The following is a 19,392-nucleotide window of genomic DNA, read 5'->3' as shown; positions in this document are numbered from 1 at the left end:
CTGTATGCAAGCGCGCTGACATCCGGCGAAGTTCCCGGCGCGGTGCCCCCTTACGGACGGGTCGTGTCCGGTGTTGTCAGTGGCGCGGTCCACAATGGTCCGCGTCAGCACCCTGCCTCGGCAATCGATCGAAGGAGCCGCAGCCGCGATGGCCCGCCGCAGCACGAAGACCCCGCCGCCGGAGAACTTCGAGGAGCGCATCCTCGACATCGACGTCGTCGACGAGATGCAGGGTTCCTTCCTCGAGTACGCCTACTCCGTCATCTACTCCCGGGCCCTGCCCGACGCGCGCGACGGTCTCAAGCCGGTCCACCGCCGGATCCTCTACCAGATGAACGAGATGGGCCTGCGCCCCGACCGCGGCTACGTGAAGTGCGCCCGCGTCGTGGGCGAGGTGATGGGCAAGCTCCACCCCCACGGCGACGCCTCCATCTACGACGCCCTGGTGCGCATGGCGCAGCCGTTCTCCATGCGCGTGCCGCTGGTCGACGGCCACGGCAACTTCGGCTCCCTCGGCAACGACGACCCGCCCGCGGCGATGCGTTACACCGAGGCCCGGATGGCGTCGGCGACGTCCCTGATGACGGAGTCGATCGACGAGGACACCGTCGATTTCACGCCGAACTACGACGGCAGCGAGCAGGAGCCCGTGGCCCTGCCCGCCGCCTATCCCAACCTGCTGGTCAACGGCTCGTCCGGGATCGCGGTCGGCATGGCGACGAACATGCCGCCGCACAACCTCGGCGAGGTCGTCGCGGCCGCCCGGCACCTGATCAAGCACCCGGGCGCCGACCTCGACACGCTGATGAAGTTCATCCCCGGCCCGGACCTGCCCACGGGCGGCCGGATCGTCGGCCTCGGCGGCGTGCGCGACGCCTACGAGACGGGCCGCGGCACGTTCAAGATCCGCGCCACCGTCTCCGTGGAGACCGTGACGGCCCGCCGCAAGGGCCTGGTCGTCACCGAGCTGCCCTTCACCGTCGGCCCCGAGAAGGTCGTCTCCAAGATCAAGGACCTGGTCGGCTCGAAGAAGCTCCAGGGCATCGCCGACGTCAAGGACCTCACCGACCGCGCCCACGGCCTGCGTCTGGTCATCGAGATCAAGAACGGCTTCAACCCCGAGGCCGTCCTGGAGCAGCTCTACAAGCTCACGCCGATGGAGGAGTCCTTCGGCATCAACAACGTCGCCCTGGTCGACGGCCAGCCGCTGACGCTGGGTCTCAAGGAGCTCCTGGAGGTCTACGTCGACCACCGCTTCGAGGTGGTGCGGCGGCGCAGCGAGTTCCGGCGCGGCAAGCGGCGCGACCGGCTGCACCTGGTCGAGGGCCTGCTGGTGGCCCTGCTCGACATCGACGAGGTCATCAGGATCATTCGATCGAGTGAGAACGCGGCGCAGGCCAAGGAGGCCCTCATCGCGCGCTTCTCCCTCTCCGAGGTGCAGACGCAGTACATCCTCGACACCCCGCTGCGCCGCCTGACGAAGTTCGACCGCATCGAGCTGGAGGGGGAGCGCGACAAGCTCACCGAGGAGATCGAGGAGCTGACGCGGATCCTGGAGTCCGACGCGGAGCTGCGCAAGCTGGTCTCGGGCGAACTGGCCGACGTGGCGAAGAAGTTCGGCACCGACCGCCGTACGGTCCTGCTGGAGTCGGCGGGCGCCCCGGCGTCGGCGGTCCCGCTGCAGGTCGCCGACGACCCGTGCCGCGTGCTGATGTCCTCCACCGGCCTGCTGGCCCGCACGGCCACCGGCGAGCCCTTCCCGCCCGCCGCGGGCGAGGCCAAGCGCGTCAAGCACGACGTGATCGCCTCGGCGGTGCCGGCGACGGCCCTGGGCGAGGTGGGCGCGGTGACGTCGGCCGGGCGCCTGCTGCGGATGCGGGTGATCGACCTGCCGCAGCTGCCGGAGACGGCGGCGGCGCCCAGCCTGGCGGGCGGCGCACCGGTGTCGGAGTTCCTCTCCCTGGCGGACGGCGAGACGGTCGTCTGTCTCACCACGCTGGACGAGTCCTCGCCGGGGCTCGCGATCGGTACGGAGCAGGGCGTCGTCAAGCGCGTGGTCCCCGACTACCCGGCCAACAAGGACGAGCTGGAGGTCATCGCCCTCAAGGACGGCGACCGCATCGTCGGCGCCGCCGAGCTGCGGACGGGCGAGGAGGACCTCGTCTTCATCACCGACGACGCCCAGCTGCTGCGCTATCCGGCCTCGCAGGTGCGGCCGCAGGGCCGGCCCGCGGGCGGCATGGCGGGCGTCAAGCTCTCGGCGGACGCGAAGGTGATCTCCTTCACGGCCATCGATCCGGCGGCCGACGCGGTGGTGTTCACCCAGGCCGGGGCGCGGGGCACGCTGCTGGGGGCCTCGGAGGGCACGGCGAAGCTGACCCCCTTCGACCAGTACCCGCGCAAGGGCCGGGCGACGGGCGGCGTGCGCTGCCAGCGCTTCCTCAAGGGCGAGGACTGCCTCGTCATGGCCTGGGCGGGTGCCGCGCCGGCGCGGGCGGCGGACGCGAAGGGCGCCCCGGTGGAGCTGCCGGAGGCCGACCCGCGGCGGGACGGCTCGGGCACTCCCCTGGCGAAGCCGGTGAAGGCGCTGGCGGGCCCGGTGTAACCGGGCCCGCAGGGCGGGGGCGCCGTGGGCGCCCCCGTCAGCCCTGCGCGTACCGCAGGACGCCCCACATGCTGTTCTCCTCCGCCGGCGGCTCCCCCGCGGCGACGCGGCAGCGGTCCAGCCCGGCCCTCAGGGCCGCCGTGTCGACTCCCCTGCCGATCAGTACGAGCTGGGTGAGCCGTTCCTCGGCCCGTGCCCAGGAGGAGCGGTAGAAGCGCAGGAAGTCGCCCACGGCGTGGACGGTGAACTTGTGCTTGTGCCCGGCTATGCCGAAGTACACGAAGCCCTTGATCCGGTAGAGGCCCTCCGGCCGGCTGTCGAGGAACTCCATCAGCCGCCGCGGGTCCACGGGCTCCTCGGAGACGAACTCGACGCTCTCGTAGGCGGCGTGCAGGTGCCCGTTGCGGCCGCAGCCGTCGTGGCAGTCGTGGCCGTCCTCGTGATCATGATCACAGCTGCCGTGGCCGTGGCCGCAGCCGTCCGGCTCGTCGTCGGCGGCCAGGTCCTCGAAGGACAGCTGGCGCGTCTTCGACGGGTCGTCCTCGCGCGGCTTGCGGTCGAAGAGCAGCTCCGGGTCGATGCGCCCGTACGAGGCGGGCACGACGGGCGTGCCGGGGCCGAGCTCCTCCAGCACGGCGAGGATCTCCCGGCGGGCCTCGTCGCCGACCCGGTCCGCCTTGTTGAGGACGACGAGGTCGGCGATGGCCACGTGGCGGTCGAGCTCGGGGTGCCGGGCCCGGGTGGCGGCGAACTCCGCCGCGTCGACGACCTCGACGAGACCTCCGTAGACGATGTCCTTGTTGTCGCTGGCCAGGATCATCCGGATGACTTCCTGCGGCTCCGCCAGGCCGCTGGCCTCGATGACGATGACGTCGATGCGGGCCGCGGGCCGGGAGAGCCGGTCGAGGAAGCCGTCGAGTTCGCTGGTGTCCACGGCGCAGCACAGGCATCCGTTGCCGAGCGAGACCATCGAGTCGACCTGCCCGGCGACGCTCATCGCGTCGATCTCGATGCTGCCGAAGTCGTTGACGATCGCCCCGATGCGGGTGCCCCCGCTCCTCCCCAGGAGGTGGTTGAGGAGCGTGGTCTTGCCCGATCCCAGGAATCCTGCCAGCACGATGACCGGGATCTGTCGCTTGGCCACGGGGGCGCCTCCATCGTCAGTCGAGCACGGCGGGGACCGGCTGGGGCGGGGGCGGGCCCACGTACCGGGCCGCCGGGCGGATGATCTTCGAGTCGTCCGCCTGCTCCAGGATATTGGCGCTCCAGCCGACGACGCGGGCCGCGCAGAAGGTGGGGGTGAACATCTCGCGCGGCAGACCGCACAGCTCCATGACCACGCCCGCGTAGAACTCGACGTTGGTGTGGAGCTCCCGGCCGGGCTTGAGCTCGGCGAGGATCGCCTCCACCCGGCCCTCGACCTCGACGGCGAAGTCCACGAGGTCCCCGCCGAACTCCAGGGCGATCTCGCGGAGCATCCGGGAGCGGGGGTCCTCGGTGCGGTAGACGGGGTGCCCGAAGCCCATGATCCGTTCGCCCGCGAGGACGCGTTCGCGGATCCAGGAGTCGATGCGGCCGGGGGTGCCGATGGCGTCGAGGGTGTCGAGCGCCCGGCTGGGGGCGCCGCCGTGCAGCGGGCCGGAGAGCGCGCCGATCGCGCCGCACAGGCAGGCAGCGAGGTCCGCGCCGGTGGAGGCGATGACGCGGGCGGTGAACGTCGAGGCGTTGAAGCCGTGGTCGATGGTGGAGACGAGGTACCGCTCGACGGCCCGCGCCTGCCGTGCGCCGGGCTCGGCCCCGGTGAGCATGTAGAGGTAGTTGGCGGCGTGCGGCAGGTCGTCGCGCGGCTCGACGGGCTCCAGGCCGTTGCCGAGCCGGTGGAGGGCCGTGAGCAGGGTGGGGACGGCGGCGCAGGCGGCGAGCGCGGCGGCCTCGCGGCCGGCGGCGTCGGTGTCGTACAGCGGCCGGAGCCCGGACGAGGCGCCCAGCAGGGACAGCGCGGTGCGCAGCCCGGCGAGCGGGCCGGAGGCGGCGCCGGCGCGGGCGATGCCCGGCAGCGCGTCGCGCACGTCCTGCGGGAGCCGGCGCAGGGCCGCGGTCTCGGCGGCGAAGCGGGCCCGCTGCTGCGCGTCCGGCAGGGAGCCGCGGAACATCAGGTGCCAGACGTCCTCGAAGGACCGGGTCTGTGCGAGTTCGACGGCCGAGTACTGGCGGTAGTGGTAGAAGCCCTCCCGGCCGCGGACGTCGCCGAGGGCGGTGTCGGTGACGACGACGCCGGCGAGTCCGCGCGGCACTTCGGTGATCGGCATTGCTGCCCCCTGATCCGTGTTCAGTGATCGATCAAGCCTTGATTGGACTGTCCATGCTTGACTCAATAGTTGTCAATGTTGATTTCAATCAATATGCAGAGGTGGACAGCGGGTGGATAGCGTGTCCTCCATGGCGGATCACAGGACGAAGGACGGCGCGGGCCCGCGGCCGGGGGACGGCGCGGAGCGCGACGGCGCGACGGAGGAGCGGCTGACCACCCGCGAGGTCGCCGAGCGGCTCGGCGTGAAGCCCGAGACGGTCTACGCGTACGTGAGCCGCGGGCAGCTCACCAGCCGCCGCGGCCCCGGCGGACGCGGCAGCACCTTCGACGCGCGCGAGGTGGACGCCCTCGTGCGGCGCGGACGGCGCGAGACGGCGTTCGGCGGCGAGACGGCGATCCGCACGGGCGTCACCCTCATCGAGAAGGGCCGGTACTTCTACCGCGGCGTGGACGCCACCGCGCTCGCGGACCGGTACGGCTACGAGGAGGTCGCGGAGTGGCTGTGGACCGGCCGGCTGCGGCCCGGCACGCGGTTCACCGCCCCGGAGGACGGCCTGATCGCGGCGCTCCGCGCGGTGAGCGCCATGCCCGCGCACAGCGGCCCCACCGACCGGCTGCGGGTGGCGGCGATCGCGGCGGCCGCCGCCGACCCGATGCGCTTCGACCTGTCGCCCGAGGCGGTGCTGGGCACGGCGCGCGGGCTGATCCCGACGCTGGTCGACGCACTGCCGGCCGCCGGGCGGCTGCCCCGCGGGGACGGCGGCGGCACCCCGCTCCCCCGCAGGCTGTGGTCCCGGCTGACCGCGCAGGCGCCCGACGAGGCGTCACTGCGCGCCCTGGAAGCCGCGCTCGTGCTGCTCATCGACCACGACCTGGCCGCGTCCACGCTCGCCGTACGGGTAGCCGCCTCCGCCCGCTCCCACCCCTACGCCGCGGTCTCGGCCGGGCTCGGGGTGATGGAGGGCCCGCTGCACGGCGCGGCGAGCGGCCTGGCGCACCGGATGCTGACGGAGGTGCTGCAGCGGGGCAGCGCGGGGGCGGTCGTGGCCGACCACCTGCGCGGCGGGCGCCGCGTGCCCGGCCTCGGCCACCGCCTCTACCCGGGCCCCGACCCCCGCGCCACCGCCCTGTTCGCCCGGCTGGAATCCGTACCGGCGGCCGCGGACGCGCTGGAGGCGGCGCGCGAGGTCGAGGCCACGACGGCCCGGCACGTGGCCCTGCACGCCAACGTGGACCTCGCCCTCGCCGTGCTGTCGGTCTCCGCGGAGATGCCGCCCGAGGCCGGGGAGACGGTGTTCGCGGTCGCCCGTACCGCCGGCTGGATCGCGCACGCCCTGGAGGAGTACACGGAGCGTCCGCTCCGGATGCGCCCCACGGGCGCCTACTCGGGCCCCAGGCCGCCCCAGCCCATGCCGTGAGGTTCAGCCACCTCCGCAGTGCGCCGTACGATCACCGGCAACTCAGGTTAGGCTTACCTTCGTGAGTACGTGCGCGACCGCCTCCCGCCACCTGTCCGAGCCACTGGCCGGCACCGCCGCCACCGCGCGGACGTGGCTGCTCGTCGAGCAGCCGGGGCCCTGGGGCGCGGACGCGCTGACCTCGAGCCACCTCGACCCCGCCGTCGGGCGGGCGCTGGACGCGGCCGCCGAGGGAACGGGCGTCCGGATCGCGCTGATCCGCCGCCCCGGCCGGCACGCCGACTGCCACCAGCCCGGCACCCACCGGGTGTTCGCCGCCCACACCGCCCCGGGCCGCTCCTGGATCCGCACCACCGCGGTCGCCGACCCCGCGGAGCTGACCCGGCTCGACCTCGCCGCGCTCGGCGCGGGCGAGCACGGCGGCCTGTGGGAGGCCTACGAGGGCGACCCGCTGGTGTTCGTGTGCACCAACGGCAAGCGGGACCGCTGCTGCGCCCTGCTGGGCCGCCCCCTGGCCGCCGAGCTGGCCGCCTCCGGCGCGGAGGCCTGGGAGGTCACACACATCGGCGGCCACCGCTTCTCGCCCACGCTCTTCGTCCTCCCGTACGGCTACGCCTACGGCCGCGTCACCGCCCACGGCGTCAAGGAGGTGCTGGAGGCGGTGCGCGACCGCCGGATCGTCACCGGCGACTGCCGGGGCCGCTCCATGTGGGAGCGCCCGGCCCAGGCCGCGGAGCTGGCGGTGCGCGAACTGACCGGCGAGGAGGGCGCGGACGCCCTCGACGTGACGCGCACCGAGGGCGCGGCGCCGCACTGGTCGGTGACCGTCGCCCACGCCGACGGCCGCTCCTGGCGGGTGGCCGTCGAGCAGGGCGCCGCGGAGCCCGCCCGCCCGGAGAGCTGCGGACGGGCGCCGGGCATGCCGGCGCGGATGGACGTCGGGTCCGTCGTCCCGCTCCCCTGAGGCGTCCCCGAGGCGCCCTCCCGAGGCGCCCTCCTGAGGCGCTCTGCCGGGGCTCCCGGCAGAGTCACCCGGCAGGGGTCACCCGGCCTTCTTCACGAACTCCGTGGTGTAGGTCTTCTCCAGGTCCACCTTGGCGTCCTTGAGCGCCGGGTTGAAGGACTTCAGGACCTGGTGGACGGTCTTCGGACCGTCCTCGGGCATCACCCCGTCCTTGGTGAACATCGGCAGCGTGTTCTTGATCGCCTCGACGTAGAGGTCCTTGCCGCCCTTGGCGTAGTCCTCCGGCATCTTGGCCGCGATCTCCTCCGGCGTGTGCTCGGACATCCACCCGAGGGTCTTCACGAAGGCGTTGGCGAGCTTCTGCACGACGTCCTTGTGGCCGTTGACCCAACTGGTGTTCATGTAGAGGCTGGAGGCCGGGTAGAGGCCGCCGAGCGCCGCCCGGGACCCCTCGGGCGTCCGCATGTCGACGAGGACCTTGCCCGCGTCCTTGGCGAGGATCTGCGCGACGGTCGGGTCGGTCGTCATCCCGCCGTCGATGGCGCCCTGCTGGAGCGCGGAGATGAAGGTCTGCCCGGCGCCGACGGCCACGGGCGTGAAGTCGCTGACCTTCACCCCGTTCTTGACGGCCAGGTACTTCGTCAGGAAGTCGGTGGAGGAGCCGAGCCCGGTCACGCCGAGCTTCTTGCCCTTGAAGTCCTTGGGCGAGGTCAGGCTGCCCACGGCCTTCTTGGAGACGATCTCCACCTCCCCCGGCGTCTGCGCGAGCTGCACCACGGACTCCACCTGCTTGCCCTTCACCTGCAGGTCGAGCGTGTGGTCGTAGAAGCCCACGACGCCCTGGACGTCACCGGCGACCAGGGACGTGGTGGCCTGCACGCCCGCGGGCTCGGAGAGCAGGTCGACGGTCAGCCCCTCCTCCTGGAAGTAGCCGAGCCGCTGGGTGAGGACCGCGGGCATGTAGATGACCTTGTCCAGGCCGCCCACCATGATCCTGACGATGTCGCCCTTCGCCGCCTCGATCGCCGAATTCCGCTTGTTCGTCGAGGAGTCGTCGGCACACCCGGCCAGGGTCAGGCACATCACCGCCGCGACGGCGCCCGCACGGGCTCCGGCGGTCTTGCTGAACGTACGCATCGCTGTTCCTTACGGTCGGAGGTTCGCAGGAGGCAAAAACAGGACGTGCAGGGGGGTGGGGATGTGCAGGTGGGGTGAGGGTGATGCAGGGGTGGGGTGGTGCGGGGGGCCGCCGTGCCGTCACTCCCCCGCGCCGGAGCCGCCCGGCTTCCAGCGGAAGAGCTTCCTCTCGGCGAAGGTCAGCAGGCCCTCCGTGAGCAGTGCGACGACGGCGAGGATGGCCATCGCGGCGTAGACGCCCGCCGTGTTGAAGGTGCCCTGCGAGGCGGAGATCAGCAGCCCGATCCCCTTCGCCGCACCGAGGTACTCGCCGACGATCGCGCCGATGAGCGCGAAGCCGAAGCTGACGTGCAGGCTGGTGAAGATCCAGGAGGTCGCGGAGGGGATGACGACCTGCAGCGTCACCCGGCGGTTGCTCGCGCCCAGGATGCGGGCGTTGGCCACCAGGTTGCGGTCGACCTCGCGGGCGCCCTGGAAGGCGTTGAAGAACACGGGGAAGAAGACCAGGACCACCGCCGACGCGACCTTGGACGCCGGGCCCAGCCCGAACAGGATCAGGAAGATCGGCACGAGGGCGATCCTCGGCAGCGCGTTGAGCACCTTGATGTACGGGCTGAACACGTCGGCCAGGAAGCGCACCCGGCCGAGCGAGATCCCGAGCACCACGCCGCCGGCCACGCCGAACACCCAGCCGAGCAGGGCCTCGTAGAGCGTGTACCAGATCTGCTCGCCCAGCGAGCCCTGCGGCGTACCGTGCAGCGTCCACTGGACGATCTGGTCCCAGATCCTCGACGGCATCGAGAAGTTGAACGGATCAATGATGCCGTTGCGGGCCGTCAACTCCCATGCACCCAGCACGAGGGCGAGCACCAGCAGCCGCGCCGCGTACACCGTCACCCTGCGCCGGCGGACGGCCTTGACGCGGGCGGCGGTCCGGTCGCCGGCCGGGTGAGGGCGAGCAGGGATCTTGAAGGACTCGTCCATTTCAAGCACCCCGCCCGAATCAACTGAATTGACCGAATCAACGGACTCAAGCGACACGGGAGGCACCCCTCTCACGGGTGATGCGGACCTCTTCACCGAGGGACGACCAGATCTCGCGGTAGATCTCCACGAACTCCGCCTCCAGGCGGACGGATTCGACCTTGCGCGGCCGGGGCAGCCGGATGGGGAAGACCTCCTTGACGGTCGCCGGCCCGGCGGTCATCACGACGACCTTGTCGGCGAGGGCGATCGCCTCTTCCAGGTCGTGGGTGACGAAGATGACGGAGGCGGCCCGCCCGCCGGGGCGCGAACCGCCCCACAGCTCCAGGAGCTCGTCCGACATCAGGGCCCGGGTCTGTACGTCGAGCGCCGAGAAGGGCTCGTCCATCAGCAGGATCTCCGGGTCGCCCACGAAGGTCTGGGCGAGCGCGACGCGCTTGCGCTGGCCGCCGGAGAGCTGGTGCGGATAGCGGTCGGTGAAGGCCGCGAGCCCCACGCGGCCGAGCCACTCGCGCGCCCGCTCCCGCGCCTCGGCCTTGGGCACCCCGCGGAAGCGCGGGCCCGCCATGACGTTGGACAGCACGGTGCGCCAGGGGAAGACGGCGTCCTGCTGGAAGACGAAGCCGACTTCCGGCCGGATCCCGGTCACGGGGTGGCCGCCGATCAGCACCTCGCCCTCGGTCGGCTCCTCCAGGCCGCTGACCAGCGTGAGCGTGGTGGACTTCCCACAGCCCGTGGGGCCGACGACGGCCACGAACTCGCCTTGTTCCACGGTCAGGTCGAGATCCCGTACGGCCGTGTGCGAGGCGCCCGAGGGCGTACGGAACGCCTTGCTCGCTCCGCGCAGCTCGATCGCCGGGGCGTGGCCCGGCGGGGTGCCGCTGATCATCGTTGCCGCCTCCTCTGTGCAGGTTTCCGGCCATGGGGGTGGCCGGTGGTGGAGGCTAGATGTGACGGGTGGCGCACAGACAGCCTTGTGAGCGCTGTGCGGCTTCAGCGCACGAACCCTGTTCTGCTCGTTTTGCTCGCGGTAGAACAACGAAAGCGCCACGGAACCGGCGGCGGGGGGCAGGACCGGCTACGTTCGGTCCACAGTGCGGAAACGGAACGCCGCTGAAACGGATCTGGGTATTCCGGTTCAGCGCCCGAACGGTCGCCCGGCCGGAGGACGACATCAGGACGAAAGAGAGGGGGACACGCATGCGCCCCCGCTGGCCCCGCCGCGTCTTCGCCCAGGTCCTGCTGGTCCAGCTGCTGATCATCACCGGGGTCGCCGGGCTCGCCGCCGGGCTCTTCCTCGCGCCCCTCGCGGCCCAGCTCGACGACCAGGCCGAGCACCGCGCGCTGGCCATCGCCCAGGCCACCGCCGCCCAACCCGGCATCGCCCACAGCCTGCTGGCCGGACCGCCCTCCCCCGACGGGCCGGTGCAGGCCGACGCCGAACGCATCCGGCTGGCCACCGGCGCGAGTTACGTCGTGGTCGTCGACACCCGCGGCATCCGCTACTCCCACACCGTCCCCGGGCGGATCGGCGAGCGCGTCAGCACCGACCCCGGCCGGGCCCTCGGCGGGCAGGAGTGGACGGGCATCGGGCGCGGCACCCTCGGCCGCTCCGCGCGCGGCAAGGTGCCCCTGCGCGACGGCGAGGGCGCCATCGTGGGCGCCGTCTCCGTCGGCATCGCCTACGACAACGTGCACGCACTGCTGTTGCGCGCCGTGCCGGGCATCCTCATGTACGCGGGTGCGGCCCTCGGCGTCGGGGCGCTCGCCGCGCTCGTCGTCTCCCGCCGGCTGCGCAAGCGCACCCACGGCATCGAACTCACCGAGATCTCCGCCCTCCTGGGCGAGCGCGAGGCCATGCTGCACGGCATCCGCGAGGGCGTGGTCGCCCTCGACCGGCACGGGCGCGTCCGCCTGCTCAACGACGCGGCCGCGCGCCTGCTGGGCATCGGCCGGGACGCCATCGGCCACCCCCTCGACCGCGTCCTGCCGCCGGGGCGCACCACGGACGTGCTGGCGGGCCGCGTGACCGGCACCGACCTGCTGACCGTACGGGACGGGCGGGTGCTGGTCGTCAACCGCAGGGACACCGCCGCGGGCGGCACCGTGGCGACGCTGCGCGACCGCACCGAGCTGGAACAGCTCCGCCGCGAACTCGACGGCACCCGCGGCCTGACCGACGCGCTGCGCGCCCAGGACCACGAGCACGCCAACCGCCTGCACACCATCGTCGGGCTGCTGGAACTGGGCCTGTACGAGGAGGCCGCCGACTTCGTCGCGGAGGTGACCGGGGCCCACCGGGCGACGGCCGAGCAGGTCACCGAGCGCGTCCGCGACCCGCTGGTGAGCGCCCTGCTCGTGGGCAAGAGCGCGGTCGCCGCGGAGCGCGGGGTGGCCCTGCGGGTGAGCCCGGCGACCCGGCTGCCCGACCGGGTCGTGGACCCGCGCGACCTCGTCACCGTGCTCGGCAACCTCGTGGACAACGCCTTGGACGCCACGGCGGGCGCCGCGGCGGCAGCGCCCGCAGCTGCGGAAGGTGCGGAAGGTGCGGAGGGGGACGTGCCGCACGACGCGCCGTTCGTGGAAGTGGAGCTGCGGGCCGTCGGGGAGACGCTCGTCGTCCGGGTGGCGGACAACGGGCCCGGGGTGCCGTCCGCGGCCCGCGAACTGGTCTTCACCGACGGCTGGTCCACCAAGGAGGCCGCCCCGCACCGCCGCCGGGGCCTCGGCCTCTCGCTCGTACGGCGGCTGGCCGAGCGGTACGGCGGCTCGGTGCGGGCCGGCGAACGCGACGGCGGCGGCGCCGTGTTCACCGTGGAACTTCCCGAAGCGCTGCGCTTACCCGCCCACTCGGCCCACCCGGCCCACTCAGCTCGCTCGAAGGGGTGAACGATGATCGAGGTCCTGGTCGTGGACGACGACTTCCGCGTCGCCGAGATCAACGCCGCGTACGTGGCGCGGGTTCCCGGCTTCCGCGTCGGCGCCAAGGCCCACAACGCGGCACAGGCCATGGCCGTGCTGGAGAAGGGCGGCATCGACCTGGTGCTGCTGGACCACTTCCTCCCGGACGAGACCGGCCTGGGGCTGGTCCGCCGGCTGCGGCAGCTCGGCGACCTCACCGACGTGATCATGGTCACGGCCTCGCGCGACGTCGCGACCGTGCAGGCCGCCATGCGCTACGGGGCCCTGCAGTACCTGGTCAAGCCGTTCACCTTCCCCGGCCTGCGGGTGAAGCTGGAGGCGTACGCACAGCTGCGCCGGACCCTCGACGACGCACAGGAGGCCGGACAGGACCAGGTCGACCGCATCTTCGGCACCCTGCGCACGGCGGCCACCAGCACGCCGCTGCCCAAGGGCCACTCGGCGCCCACGGCCGAGCTGATACGCCAGGTCCTCTCCGACGCCGCGTCCCCGCTGTCGGCGCACGAGGTCGCGGCACGCTCGGGGCTGAGCCGCTCGACGGCGCAGCGCTATCTGAAGCGGCTGGAGGAGTCCGGGCGGCTGAGCCTGACCCTCAAGTACGGCGAGACGGGGCGCCCGGAGCACCGTTACGCGTGGACGGGCCGCTGAGGCGGGCCCCTGCGCGCTGCGGTGAGGCCGGGCCGCTACGCCGCTCCGGCTCCCGTCAGCGAGCGCACTTCCGTCTCGGCGTGGCCGCCCGCGTCGGCCGGTTCGGTCGAGGTCACGGTGCCCAGCCAGCCGGCGAGGAAGCCCAGCGGCACGGAGACCAGGCCGGGGTTCTCCAGCGGGAAGAGCGCGAAGTCCGCGCCGGGGAAGATCGCGCCCGGCCCGCCGGAGACGACCGGCGAGAGGACGACGAGCACGACGGCCGGGACGAGACCGCCGTAGACGGACCAGACCGCCCCGCGGGTGGTGAACCGCCGCCAGAAGAGCGTGTACAGGAGCACCGGCAGGTTCGCGGAGGCGGCGACGGCGAAGGCGAGCCCGACCAGGAACGCGACGTTGAGGTCCTGGGCGAGCAGCCCCAGCCCGATGGCCACCGCTCCGGTGCCGGCGGCCGCGAGGCGCGCGACCGCCACTTCGCTGCGGGGCGTGCGGGCGCGGCGGCTCAGCGTCCGGTACAGGTCGTGGGCGACCGAGGCGGAGGAGGCCAGGGTGATCCCGGCGACGACGGCGAGGATCGTGGCGAAGGCGACGGCGGCGACCACGGCGAAGAGGACCGTGCCGCCGGTGGACCCGGCGCCGCCGCCCAGGTCGAGGGCGAGCAGCGGCACGGCGTTGTTCCCGGAGGGGCCGGCGGCCCGTACGGCGTCCGAGCCGAGGAGCGCGGCGGCGCCGAAGCCGAGCACGATGGTCATCAGGTAGAAGCCGCCGATGAGCCCGATGGCCCAGACGACCGAGCGGCGGGCGGCGCGGGCGGTGGGCACCGTGTAGAAGCGCGAGAGGATGTGCGGGAGCCCGGCGGTGCCGAGGACGAGCGCGAGGCCGAGGCTCACGAAGTCCAGCCGGTCCGTCCAGCCGCCGCCGTACTTCAGGCCGGGGGCGAGGAAGGCCTGCCCGTGGCCGCTGCGGCCGGCCGCCGTGGTGAGCAGGGCGGAGAGGTCGCCGTGGAAGCGCAGGAGGACCAGGACGGTGAGCGCGACCGTGCCGCCCAGCAGCAGGACGGCCTTGACGATCTGGATCCAGGTGGCGGCCCGCATGCCGCCCAGGGTGATGTAGACGACCATCAGCACGCCGACGCCGACGACGGTCCAGGCGCGGGCGCGCTCGCCGGTCCCGCCCAGCAGCAGCGTCATCAGACCGCCGGCGCCGACCATCTGGGCGACGAGGTAGAGGACGGAGACGGTGACGGAGGAGGCTCCGGTCGCGATCCGGACCGGGCGCTCGCGCAGCCGGGTGACCAGGACGTCCGCGAGGGTGAACCGGCCGCAGTTGCGGACGAGTTCGGCGACGAGGAACAGCACGACGAGCCAGGCGACCAGGAAGCCGACGGTGTAGAGGATGCCGTCGTAGCCGTAGAGGGCGATGAGGCCGGTGACGCCGAGGAAGGAGGCGGCGGACATGTAGTCGCCCGCGATGGCGAAACCGTTCTCCATGGGGCTGAAGAGCCGCCCGCCCGCGTAGAACTCCTCCGGCGAGCCGCGGCGCTCGCGGCCCACCCAGGTGGTGATGGCCAGCGTGACGAGGACGAAGACGCAGAACAGCGCGAGCGCGAGGGTGTGGTGATTGCCCGTCATGCGCCCTCGCCCCGGGCGCGGACCGGCCGGGCCCCGCAGCGCGGCCCCGGCTCCGGCCCCGGCTCCGGCCCCGGCTCCCTGGCGGCCGGGAGGAGGCGGGCCTGCTCCTGGCGGGTCTCCAGGGTGACCGCCCAGCGCAGCTCCAGCGCCGCGGGGTCGCGGTGCAGCCGTGCGTGGCGGGCGTAGGCCCAGGTCAGCAGGAACGTCGTGACGAACTGGGCGAGCCCGGCGAGCATGGCGACGTTCAGCGCGCCCGCCACCTGCCGGGCCATCAGGCCGGGGGCCGCGGTGGCCGTCACCACATACGCCAGATACCACAGCAGGAAGGCGGCGGCCGCCGGGAAGGCGAACCGGCGGTACCGGCTGCGTACTTCCCGGAACGCCGCACCGCGCTGGACCTCGCTGTAGACGTCCGGCGCGGAGAGGGCGCCGACCGGCTGAATCGTTCCGGCATCGGTGCTTCCGGTACTGCCTCTGTCGTGTTTCTCCACCGCACTCTCCTCGGATCCCGAGCCCGGTCGACGACTGCCGGGTTGACAGCCGTCACCCGCAGCCGGGGAACCCAAGGATGGACAGAACGCCGGGTTGCGGACCCGGCCGTCGCCCCGACGTTCACCCCATCAGGTGATGGATGCCTCCGGGGGCCGTGCGATGCCGTGCCGGAAGGCATAACGCATGGCCGGGGCCCGGCCGGGCCGGACCCCGCAGGAGGGGAAACGGGTTCAGGCGTCGATGCGGGAGCGGTCCAGGGTGGCCGCGGAGTTCGTGATGAACTCCTTGCGGGGTGCCACCTCGTTGCCCATCAGCAGGTCGAAGGCGCGCTCCGCCGCCTCCAGGTCGCTGATGTTGATCCGGCGCAGGGTGCGGTGGCGCGGGTCCATCGTGGTCTCCGCCAGCTGGTCGGCGTCCATCTCACCGAGACCCTTGTAGCGCTGGATGGAGTCCTTGTAGCGCACGTTCTTGCGCTCGAGCTCCAGCAGCGTCTGCCGCAGCTCGGCGTCCGAGTACGTGTAGATGTACTTGTCCTGCCCCTTCTTGGGGTGGGTGAGCTCCACGCGGTGCAGCGGGGGCACCGCGGAGAAGACCCGCCCCTCCTCGACCATCGGGCGCATGTAGCGCTGGAAGAGGGTGAGCAGCAGACAGCGGATGTGCGCGCCGTCGACATCGGCGTCGGCGAGGAAGATGACCTTGCCGTAGCGGGCCGCGTCGATGTCGAAGGTCCGGCCGGACCCCGCTCCTATGACCTGGATGATCGCGCCGCACTCGGCGTTCTTGAGCATGTCCGAGACCGACGACTTCTGGACGTTGAGGATCTTGCCGCGGATCGGCAGCAGCGCCTGGAACTCGGAGTTCCGCGCGAGCTTGGCCGTGCCGAGCGCCGAGTCGCCCTCAACGATGAACAGCTCGCTGCGCTCGACGTCGTCGCTGCGGCAGTCGGCGAGCTTGGCCGGCAGCGACGAGGACTCCAGGGCGGTCTTCCGCCGCTGGGCCTCCTTGTGCTGGCGCGCCGCGATACGGGTGCGGGCCGCGGCGACGACCTTCTCCAGGACGGCCCGCGCCTGCTGCTTGGCGTCGCGCTTGGTGGAGGTCAGGAACGCCTTGAGCTCCTTCGCGACCACGTTCGCCACGATCCGGGAGGCGGCGGAGGTGCCCAGGACCTCCTTGGTCTGCCCCTCGAACTGCGGCTCGGCCAGGCGTACGGTCACGACCGCCGTGAGCCCCTCCATGGCGTCGTCCTTGACGACGTCGTCCTCGGCGACGCGCAGCAGCTTCGACGAGCGCAGGACCTCGTTGACGGTCTTGGTGATCGAGCGCTCGAAGCCCGTCACATGGGTGCCGCCCTTGGGCGTGGCGATGATGTTGACGAACGACTTGACCGTGCTGTCGTAGCCCGTGCCCCAGCGCAGGGCGATGTCCACGCCCAGCTCGCGGGTGACCTCGGTGGGGGTCATGTGGCCGCGGTCGTCCAGGACCGGCACGGTCTCCTTGAAGGTGCCCTGCCCGCTCAGCCGCAGGATGTCGCAGACGGCCTTGTCCTGCGCCAGGTACTCGCAGAACTCGCTGATGCCGCCGTCGTAGTGGAAGACCTCCTCGGTGGCCTGCTCGCCGTCGATGCCGCGCTCGTCGCGGACGACGATCGTCAGGCCCGGCACCAGGAAGGCGGTCTGGCGGGCCCGCCCGTAGAGGGTCTCCAGCGAGAGCTTGGCGTCCTTGAGGAAGATCTGCCGGTCCGCCCAGTAGCGGACGCGGGTGCCGGTGCGGGCCTTGGGGATCTTCTTCCCCTTGAGCAGGCCGTTGGCCGGGTCGAACGGGGCGTCCGGGCCGGACTCGGTGAAGATGCCGGGGACGCCGCGGCGGAAGCTGATCGCGTGGGTCCTGCTGTTGCGGTCGACCTCGACGTCCAGGCGCGCGGAGAGCGCGTTGACCACCGAGGCGCCGACGCCGTGCAGACCGCCGGACGCCGCGTAGGAGCCGCCGCCGAACTTGCCGCCCGCGTGCAGCTTGGTCATGACGACCTCGACGCCCGACAGCCCGGTCTTGGGCTCGACGTCGACGGGGATGCCGCGGCCGTTGTCGCGCACCTCCACGGAGCCGTCCTCGTGGAGGATCACGTCGATGCGGTCGCAGTAGCCGCCCAGGGCCTCGTCGACGGAGTTGTCGATGATCTCCCAGAGGCAGTGCATGAGGCCGCGGCTGTCCGTCGAGCCGATGTACATGCCGGGCCGCTTGCGGACGGCTTCCAGGCCTTCGAGGACGAGCAGGTGCCGCGCGGTGTAGTTGGACCCGTCCCGGTCTGCCCCGGTCAGCAGCGCAGTGGACGGCACGGACGTTTCGGCGGTCACGCGGGTTCGCTCCTCGCTGAATTTCTTTTCGGCCCCGGTCGGGCGGGCCGGCGGCCCGGTTGCCGTTCAGAGGGTACCGATGCCTGGTAGAGCCTTTGTGCAGCCACCCGTGGGAACGCCCATGCTAGTCCAGCGATCGATCACACGTTCGATGACACGATGGAGTGACGTGCACATCACGTTCCCTTGGAGGCATGAACCATTTAGGCTCCGGGCACGTCCTCAAGAACACCGGCAAGCCGGCCGGGAGGACGAAAGCCCCCAGCGATGTGAAACCGTAGGCCCACGCAATACGGCTCATTCGCCGCCAACCGTCAAGATCTGGCCGACTCGGAAGCGACTCGGAAGGAACTTTCGAGGAAAAGCCGCGAGCGGGAACGTTTTCGGCCTGGTTGGATGTTGACCCTGGTACGACAGCTCGTCGAGCTAGAGAAGAGGCGACGTGACTACTGTTCTGACCCCCGCGAGCCCGCTGACGGCCGCTGACCGCTGCGACCGGTGCGGCGCTCAGGCCTACCTGCGCGTCGTTCTCATGAGCGGCGGTGAACTGCTCTTCTGCGCCCACCACGGGCGTAAGTTCGAGCCAGAACTCAAGAAGATCGCCGCGGAAATACAGGACGAGACGGAGCGGCTCACCGCCTCCCCGGCGTCTGCGCCCGAAGAGGACCGCTGAGTCCGTAGCGGAACGCTGACACATCGCATCCGACGACGAGCGAGGTCCGGTCCCTCATAGCCGGACAGCCGCGGGCGGCTGCCCCCACCACGGGGGAAGCCGCCCGCTCTCGTACGCTCCTGCGCACCTTCGCGGTGTGGTGCTGCTGCCGCCGGTGCTTCTGCGGCTGCGGTGCCGCTGCCGCCGCTGCCCCCTGCTGAGCGGCGGGAGCGGCCGGCTGGGCGACCGGAGGCCGGCCCTGACCCGCGGGCGTCTGCGCCGACGCGGCGCCCTCGCCGCTGTGCGCCGCCACCAGCGCCGTGTAGGCCGACATCCGCGTATAGACCCCCGGGTACTGCGGCTGCCCGCAGCCCGCCCCCCAGGAGACCAGGCCAACGAGCTTGCCCTGCGCCACGAGCGGCCCGCCGCTGTCCCCCTGGCAGGCGTCCCGCCCGCCGAGCGGCGCCCCGGCGCACAGCATGGAGGCCCGCCGGAAGACGCCGTCGGCACTCCCCGGGTACGCCCGCTCGCACGCCGCGTCCTGCAGGACCCGCACCCTCGCCCCGCGCAGGATCTCCGAGTACGTGCCGTTGCCGATCACGTCGCCCCAGCCGTAGACCGTGGCCTTGGCGCCCACCCGGTAGGCGGCGTCGCCCTGCTGCGCCACCGGGATCACATAGCTCTCCGGCACCGGATTGCGCAGGGTGAGCACGGCCAGGTCTCCCGCGTTGGTCGCCGGGTCGAACCCCGGGTTGACCCAGGTCTCCCGCGGCTCCACCTCGGCTCCGACCGCACCCCGCAGATCGTCGCGGCCCACGATGACCCGCAGGTCCCTCGCCTCGCTCACGTCGACGCCGAGCACCTCACGGCTCAGGCAGTGCGCCGCCGTGACGACCGTCCTGCGGCCCACCAGGACCCCGCCGCAGAACTGCCCGGCCCTGGCAGCCCCGAACCGCTGCCGGCTGCCCAGAGCCACCACCCAGGGCGCCTCCGAGGCCCTCACGGCCTGCCCTCCGACGACCGCACGGTCCGCCACCGCCGGGGCCGGGACCGCGAAGACCAGGGCGATCGATCCGGCCAGCAGACAGCTCAGCGAACGCATACGATCTCCTGACTCCACGGGGTTCCTTGCACACCCAGAGTCAACCCGCACGGCGATCGGCGCATCCGGAACCTGGACGGCATGCCTCCGGATCGGCCGCACTGTCACCCGTACAGCCCGCAGGGCCCGGCTCCTCGGGGAGAGGTGCCGGGCCCTGCGGGGTCGTCGTCCGTCCGGT

15 protein-coding genes are annotated in these 19,392 nt (G+C 72.3%); 6 read left to right on the top strand and 9 right to left on the bottom strand.

All coding sequences use genetic code 11. The annotated features are described in order from the left end of the window. Window positions 1-148 precede the first annotated feature (148 nt). Complete coding sequence (locus NQU55_RS23290) at window positions 149-2,605, top strand: DNA gyrase/topoisomerase IV subunit A (RefSeq protein WP_256791063.1); 2,457 nt, start codon at window positions 149-151, stop codon at window positions 2,603-2,605. Between the two features lie 37 nt (window positions 2,606-2,642). On the opposite strand, the gene NQU55_RS23285 is transcribed toward NQU55_RS23290, so the two are convergent. After that, window positions 2,643-3,749: a CobW family GTP-binding protein gene (locus NQU55_RS23285; RefSeq protein WP_168096296.1), complete on the bottom strand. Its 1,107-nt coding sequence runs from the start codon at window positions 3,747-3,749 to the stop codon at window positions 2,643-2,645. 16 nt (window positions 3,750-3,765) lie between these two features. Continuing rightward, a complete protein-coding gene (locus tag NQU55_RS23280) occupies window positions 3,766-4,914 on the bottom strand; it encodes a citrate synthase/methylcitrate synthase (RefSeq protein WP_168096297.1) in 1,149 nt (382 codons plus the stop codon). Between the two features lie 130 nt (window positions 4,915-5,044). Here NQU55_RS23280 and NQU55_RS23275 point away from each other — a divergent pair, with 130 nt between their 5' ends. Together NQU55_RS23275 and NQU55_RS23270 are read left to right on the top strand one after the other, a co-directional pair. Beyond that, window positions 5,045-6,334 (top strand): citrate synthase family protein, encoded by a 1,290-nt coding sequence (locus tag NQU55_RS23275; protein WP_168096298.1) that lies wholly within the window; start codon window positions 5,045-5,047, stop codon window positions 6,332-6,334. Window positions 6,335-6,395: 61 nt separating this feature from the next. Beyond that, window positions 6,396-7,298: a ferredoxin family protein gene (locus NQU55_RS23270; RefSeq protein WP_256791062.1), complete on the top strand. Its 903-nt coding sequence runs from the start codon at window positions 6,396-6,398 to the stop codon at window positions 7,296-7,298. A gap of 78 nt (window positions 7,299-7,376) precedes the next feature. Here NQU55_RS23270 and NQU55_RS23265 read toward each other — a convergent pair whose 3' ends face one another. The 3 genes from NQU55_RS23265 to NQU55_RS23255 all read right to left on the bottom strand — a co-directional run bounded on the left by NQU55_RS23265 (window position 7,377) and on the right by NQU55_RS23255 (window position 10,308). Further along, window positions 7,377-8,435: an ABC transporter substrate-binding protein gene (locus NQU55_RS23265; protein WP_168094809.1), complete on the bottom strand. Its 1,059-nt coding sequence runs from the start codon at window positions 8,433-8,435 to the stop codon at window positions 7,377-7,379. Window positions 8,436-8,555: 120 nt separating this feature from the next. Beyond that, window positions 8,556-9,419 carry an ABC transporter permease gene (locus NQU55_RS23260; protein ID WP_168094810.1) on the bottom strand — a complete coding sequence of 288 codons (864 nt, stop codon included), beginning with the start codon at window positions 9,417-9,419 and terminating at the stop codon, window positions 8,556-8,558. Window positions 9,420-9,465: 46 nt separating this feature from the next. After that, window positions 9,466-10,308, bottom strand: a complete 843-nt coding sequence (locus NQU55_RS23255; protein ID WP_168094811.1) for an ABC transporter ATP-binding protein — start codon at window positions 10,306-10,308, stop codon at window positions 9,466-9,468. A gap of 311 nt (window positions 10,309-10,619) precedes the next feature. Here NQU55_RS23255 and NQU55_RS23250 point away from each other — a divergent pair, with 311 nt between their 5' ends. Next, window positions 10,620-12,308 (top strand): sensor histidine kinase, encoded by a 1,689-nt coding sequence (locus NQU55_RS23250; protein WP_168094812.1) that lies wholly within the window; start codon window positions 10,620-10,622, stop codon window positions 12,306-12,308. A 3-nt stretch (window positions 12,309-12,311) separates the two neighbouring features. Then, entirely contained in the window at window positions 12,312-12,989 is a 678-nt protein-coding gene (locus tag NQU55_RS23245) for a response regulator (protein WP_168094813.1), read from the top strand. 35 nt (window positions 12,990-13,024) lie between these two features. On the opposite strand, the gene NQU55_RS23240 is transcribed toward NQU55_RS23245, so the two are convergent. From NQU55_RS23240 to NQU55_RS23230, 3 genes are all read right to left on the bottom strand, one after another. Continuing rightward, the gene (locus tag NQU55_RS23240) at window positions 13,025-14,617 is read right to left on the bottom strand and encodes a monocarboxylic acid transporter (RefSeq protein WP_168094814.1); all 1,593 of its coding nucleotides are present in this window, start codon (window positions 14,615-14,617) and stop codon (window positions 13,025-13,027) included. Beyond that, the gene (locus NQU55_RS23235) at window positions 14,614-15,108 is read right to left on the bottom strand and encodes a DUF485 domain-containing protein (protein WP_256791060.1); all 495 of its coding nucleotides are present in this window, start codon (window positions 15,106-15,108) and stop codon (window positions 14,614-14,616) included. The genes NQU55_RS23240 and NQU55_RS23235 overlap by 4 nt, the downstream gene beginning before the upstream one ends. A 231-nt stretch (window positions 15,109-15,339) precedes the next feature. Next, window positions 15,340-17,460 carry a DNA gyrase/topoisomerase IV subunit B gene (locus NQU55_RS23230; RefSeq protein ID WP_168094770.1) on the bottom strand — a complete coding sequence of 707 codons (2,121 nt, stop codon included), beginning with the start codon at window positions 17,458-17,460 and terminating at the stop codon, window positions 15,340-15,342. A 442-nt stretch (window positions 17,461-17,902) separates the two neighbouring features. Here NQU55_RS23230 and NQU55_RS23225 point away from each other — a divergent pair, with 442 nt between their 5' ends. Continuing rightward, window positions 17,903-18,133 (top strand): DUF7455 domain-containing protein, encoded by a 231-nt coding sequence (locus NQU55_RS23225; protein ID WP_168094769.1) that lies wholly within the window; start codon window positions 17,903-17,905, stop codon window positions 18,131-18,133. Here NQU55_RS23225 and NQU55_RS23220 read toward each other — a convergent pair. Next, complete coding sequence (locus NQU55_RS23220; protein ID WP_168094768.1) at window positions 18,093-19,214, bottom strand: S1 family peptidase; 1,122 nt, start codon at window positions 19,212-19,214, stop codon at window positions 18,093-18,095. The genes NQU55_RS23225 and NQU55_RS23220 overlap by 41 nt on opposite strands. Window positions 19,215-19,392 lie beyond the last annotated feature (178 nt).

The organism is Streptomyces telluris, assembly GCF_024519335.1.
Taxonomy (GTDB): domain Bacteria; phylum Actinomycetota; class Actinomycetes; order Streptomycetales; family Streptomycetaceae; genus Streptomyces; species Streptomyces telluris.
This window is presented reverse-complemented; position numbering and strand designations above follow the sequence as displayed.

What these genes read in the sequence shown, in the direction of transcription:
- NQU55_RS23290 (WP_256791063.1), top strand. Translation starts at nt 149, where the DNA reads ATGGCCCGCCGCAGCACGAAGACCCCGCCGCCGGAGAACTTCGAGGAG.
- NQU55_RS23280 (WP_168096297.1), bottom strand. Translation starts at nt 4,914, where the DNA reads ATGCCGATCACCGAAGTGCCGCGCGGACTCGCCGGCGTCGTCGTCACC.
- NQU55_RS23275 (WP_168096298.1), top strand. Translation starts at nt 5,045, where the DNA reads ATGGCGGATCACAGGACGAAGGACGGCGCGGGCCCGCGGCCGGGGGAC.
- NQU55_RS23265 (WP_168094809.1), bottom strand. Translation starts at nt 8,435, where the DNA reads ATGCGTACGTTCAGCAAGACCGCCGGAGCCCGTGCGGGCGCCGTCGCG.
- NQU55_RS23260 (WP_168094810.1), bottom strand. Translation starts at nt 9,419, where the DNA reads ATGGACGAGTCCTTCAAGATCCCTGCTCGCCCTCACCCGGCCGGCGAC.
- NQU55_RS23255 (WP_168094811.1), bottom strand. Translation starts at nt 10,308, where the DNA reads ATGATCAGCGGCACCCCGCCGGGCCACGCCCCGGCGATCGAGCTGCGC.
- NQU55_RS23250 (WP_168094812.1), top strand. Translation starts at nt 10,620, where the DNA reads ATGCGCCCCCGCTGGCCCCGCCGCGTCTTCGCCCAGGTCCTGCTGGTC.
- NQU55_RS23245 (WP_168094813.1), top strand. Translation starts at nt 12,312, where the DNA reads ATGATCGAGGTCCTGGTCGTGGACGACGACTTCCGCGTCGCCGAGATC.
- NQU55_RS23240 (WP_168094814.1), bottom strand. Translation starts at nt 14,617, where the DNA reads ATGACGGGCAATCACCACACCCTCGCGCTCGCGCTGTTCTGCGTCTTC.
- NQU55_RS23220 (WP_168094768.1), bottom strand. Translation starts at nt 19,214, where the DNA reads ATGCGTTCGCTGAGCTGTCTGCTGGCCGGATCGATCGCCCTGGTCTTC.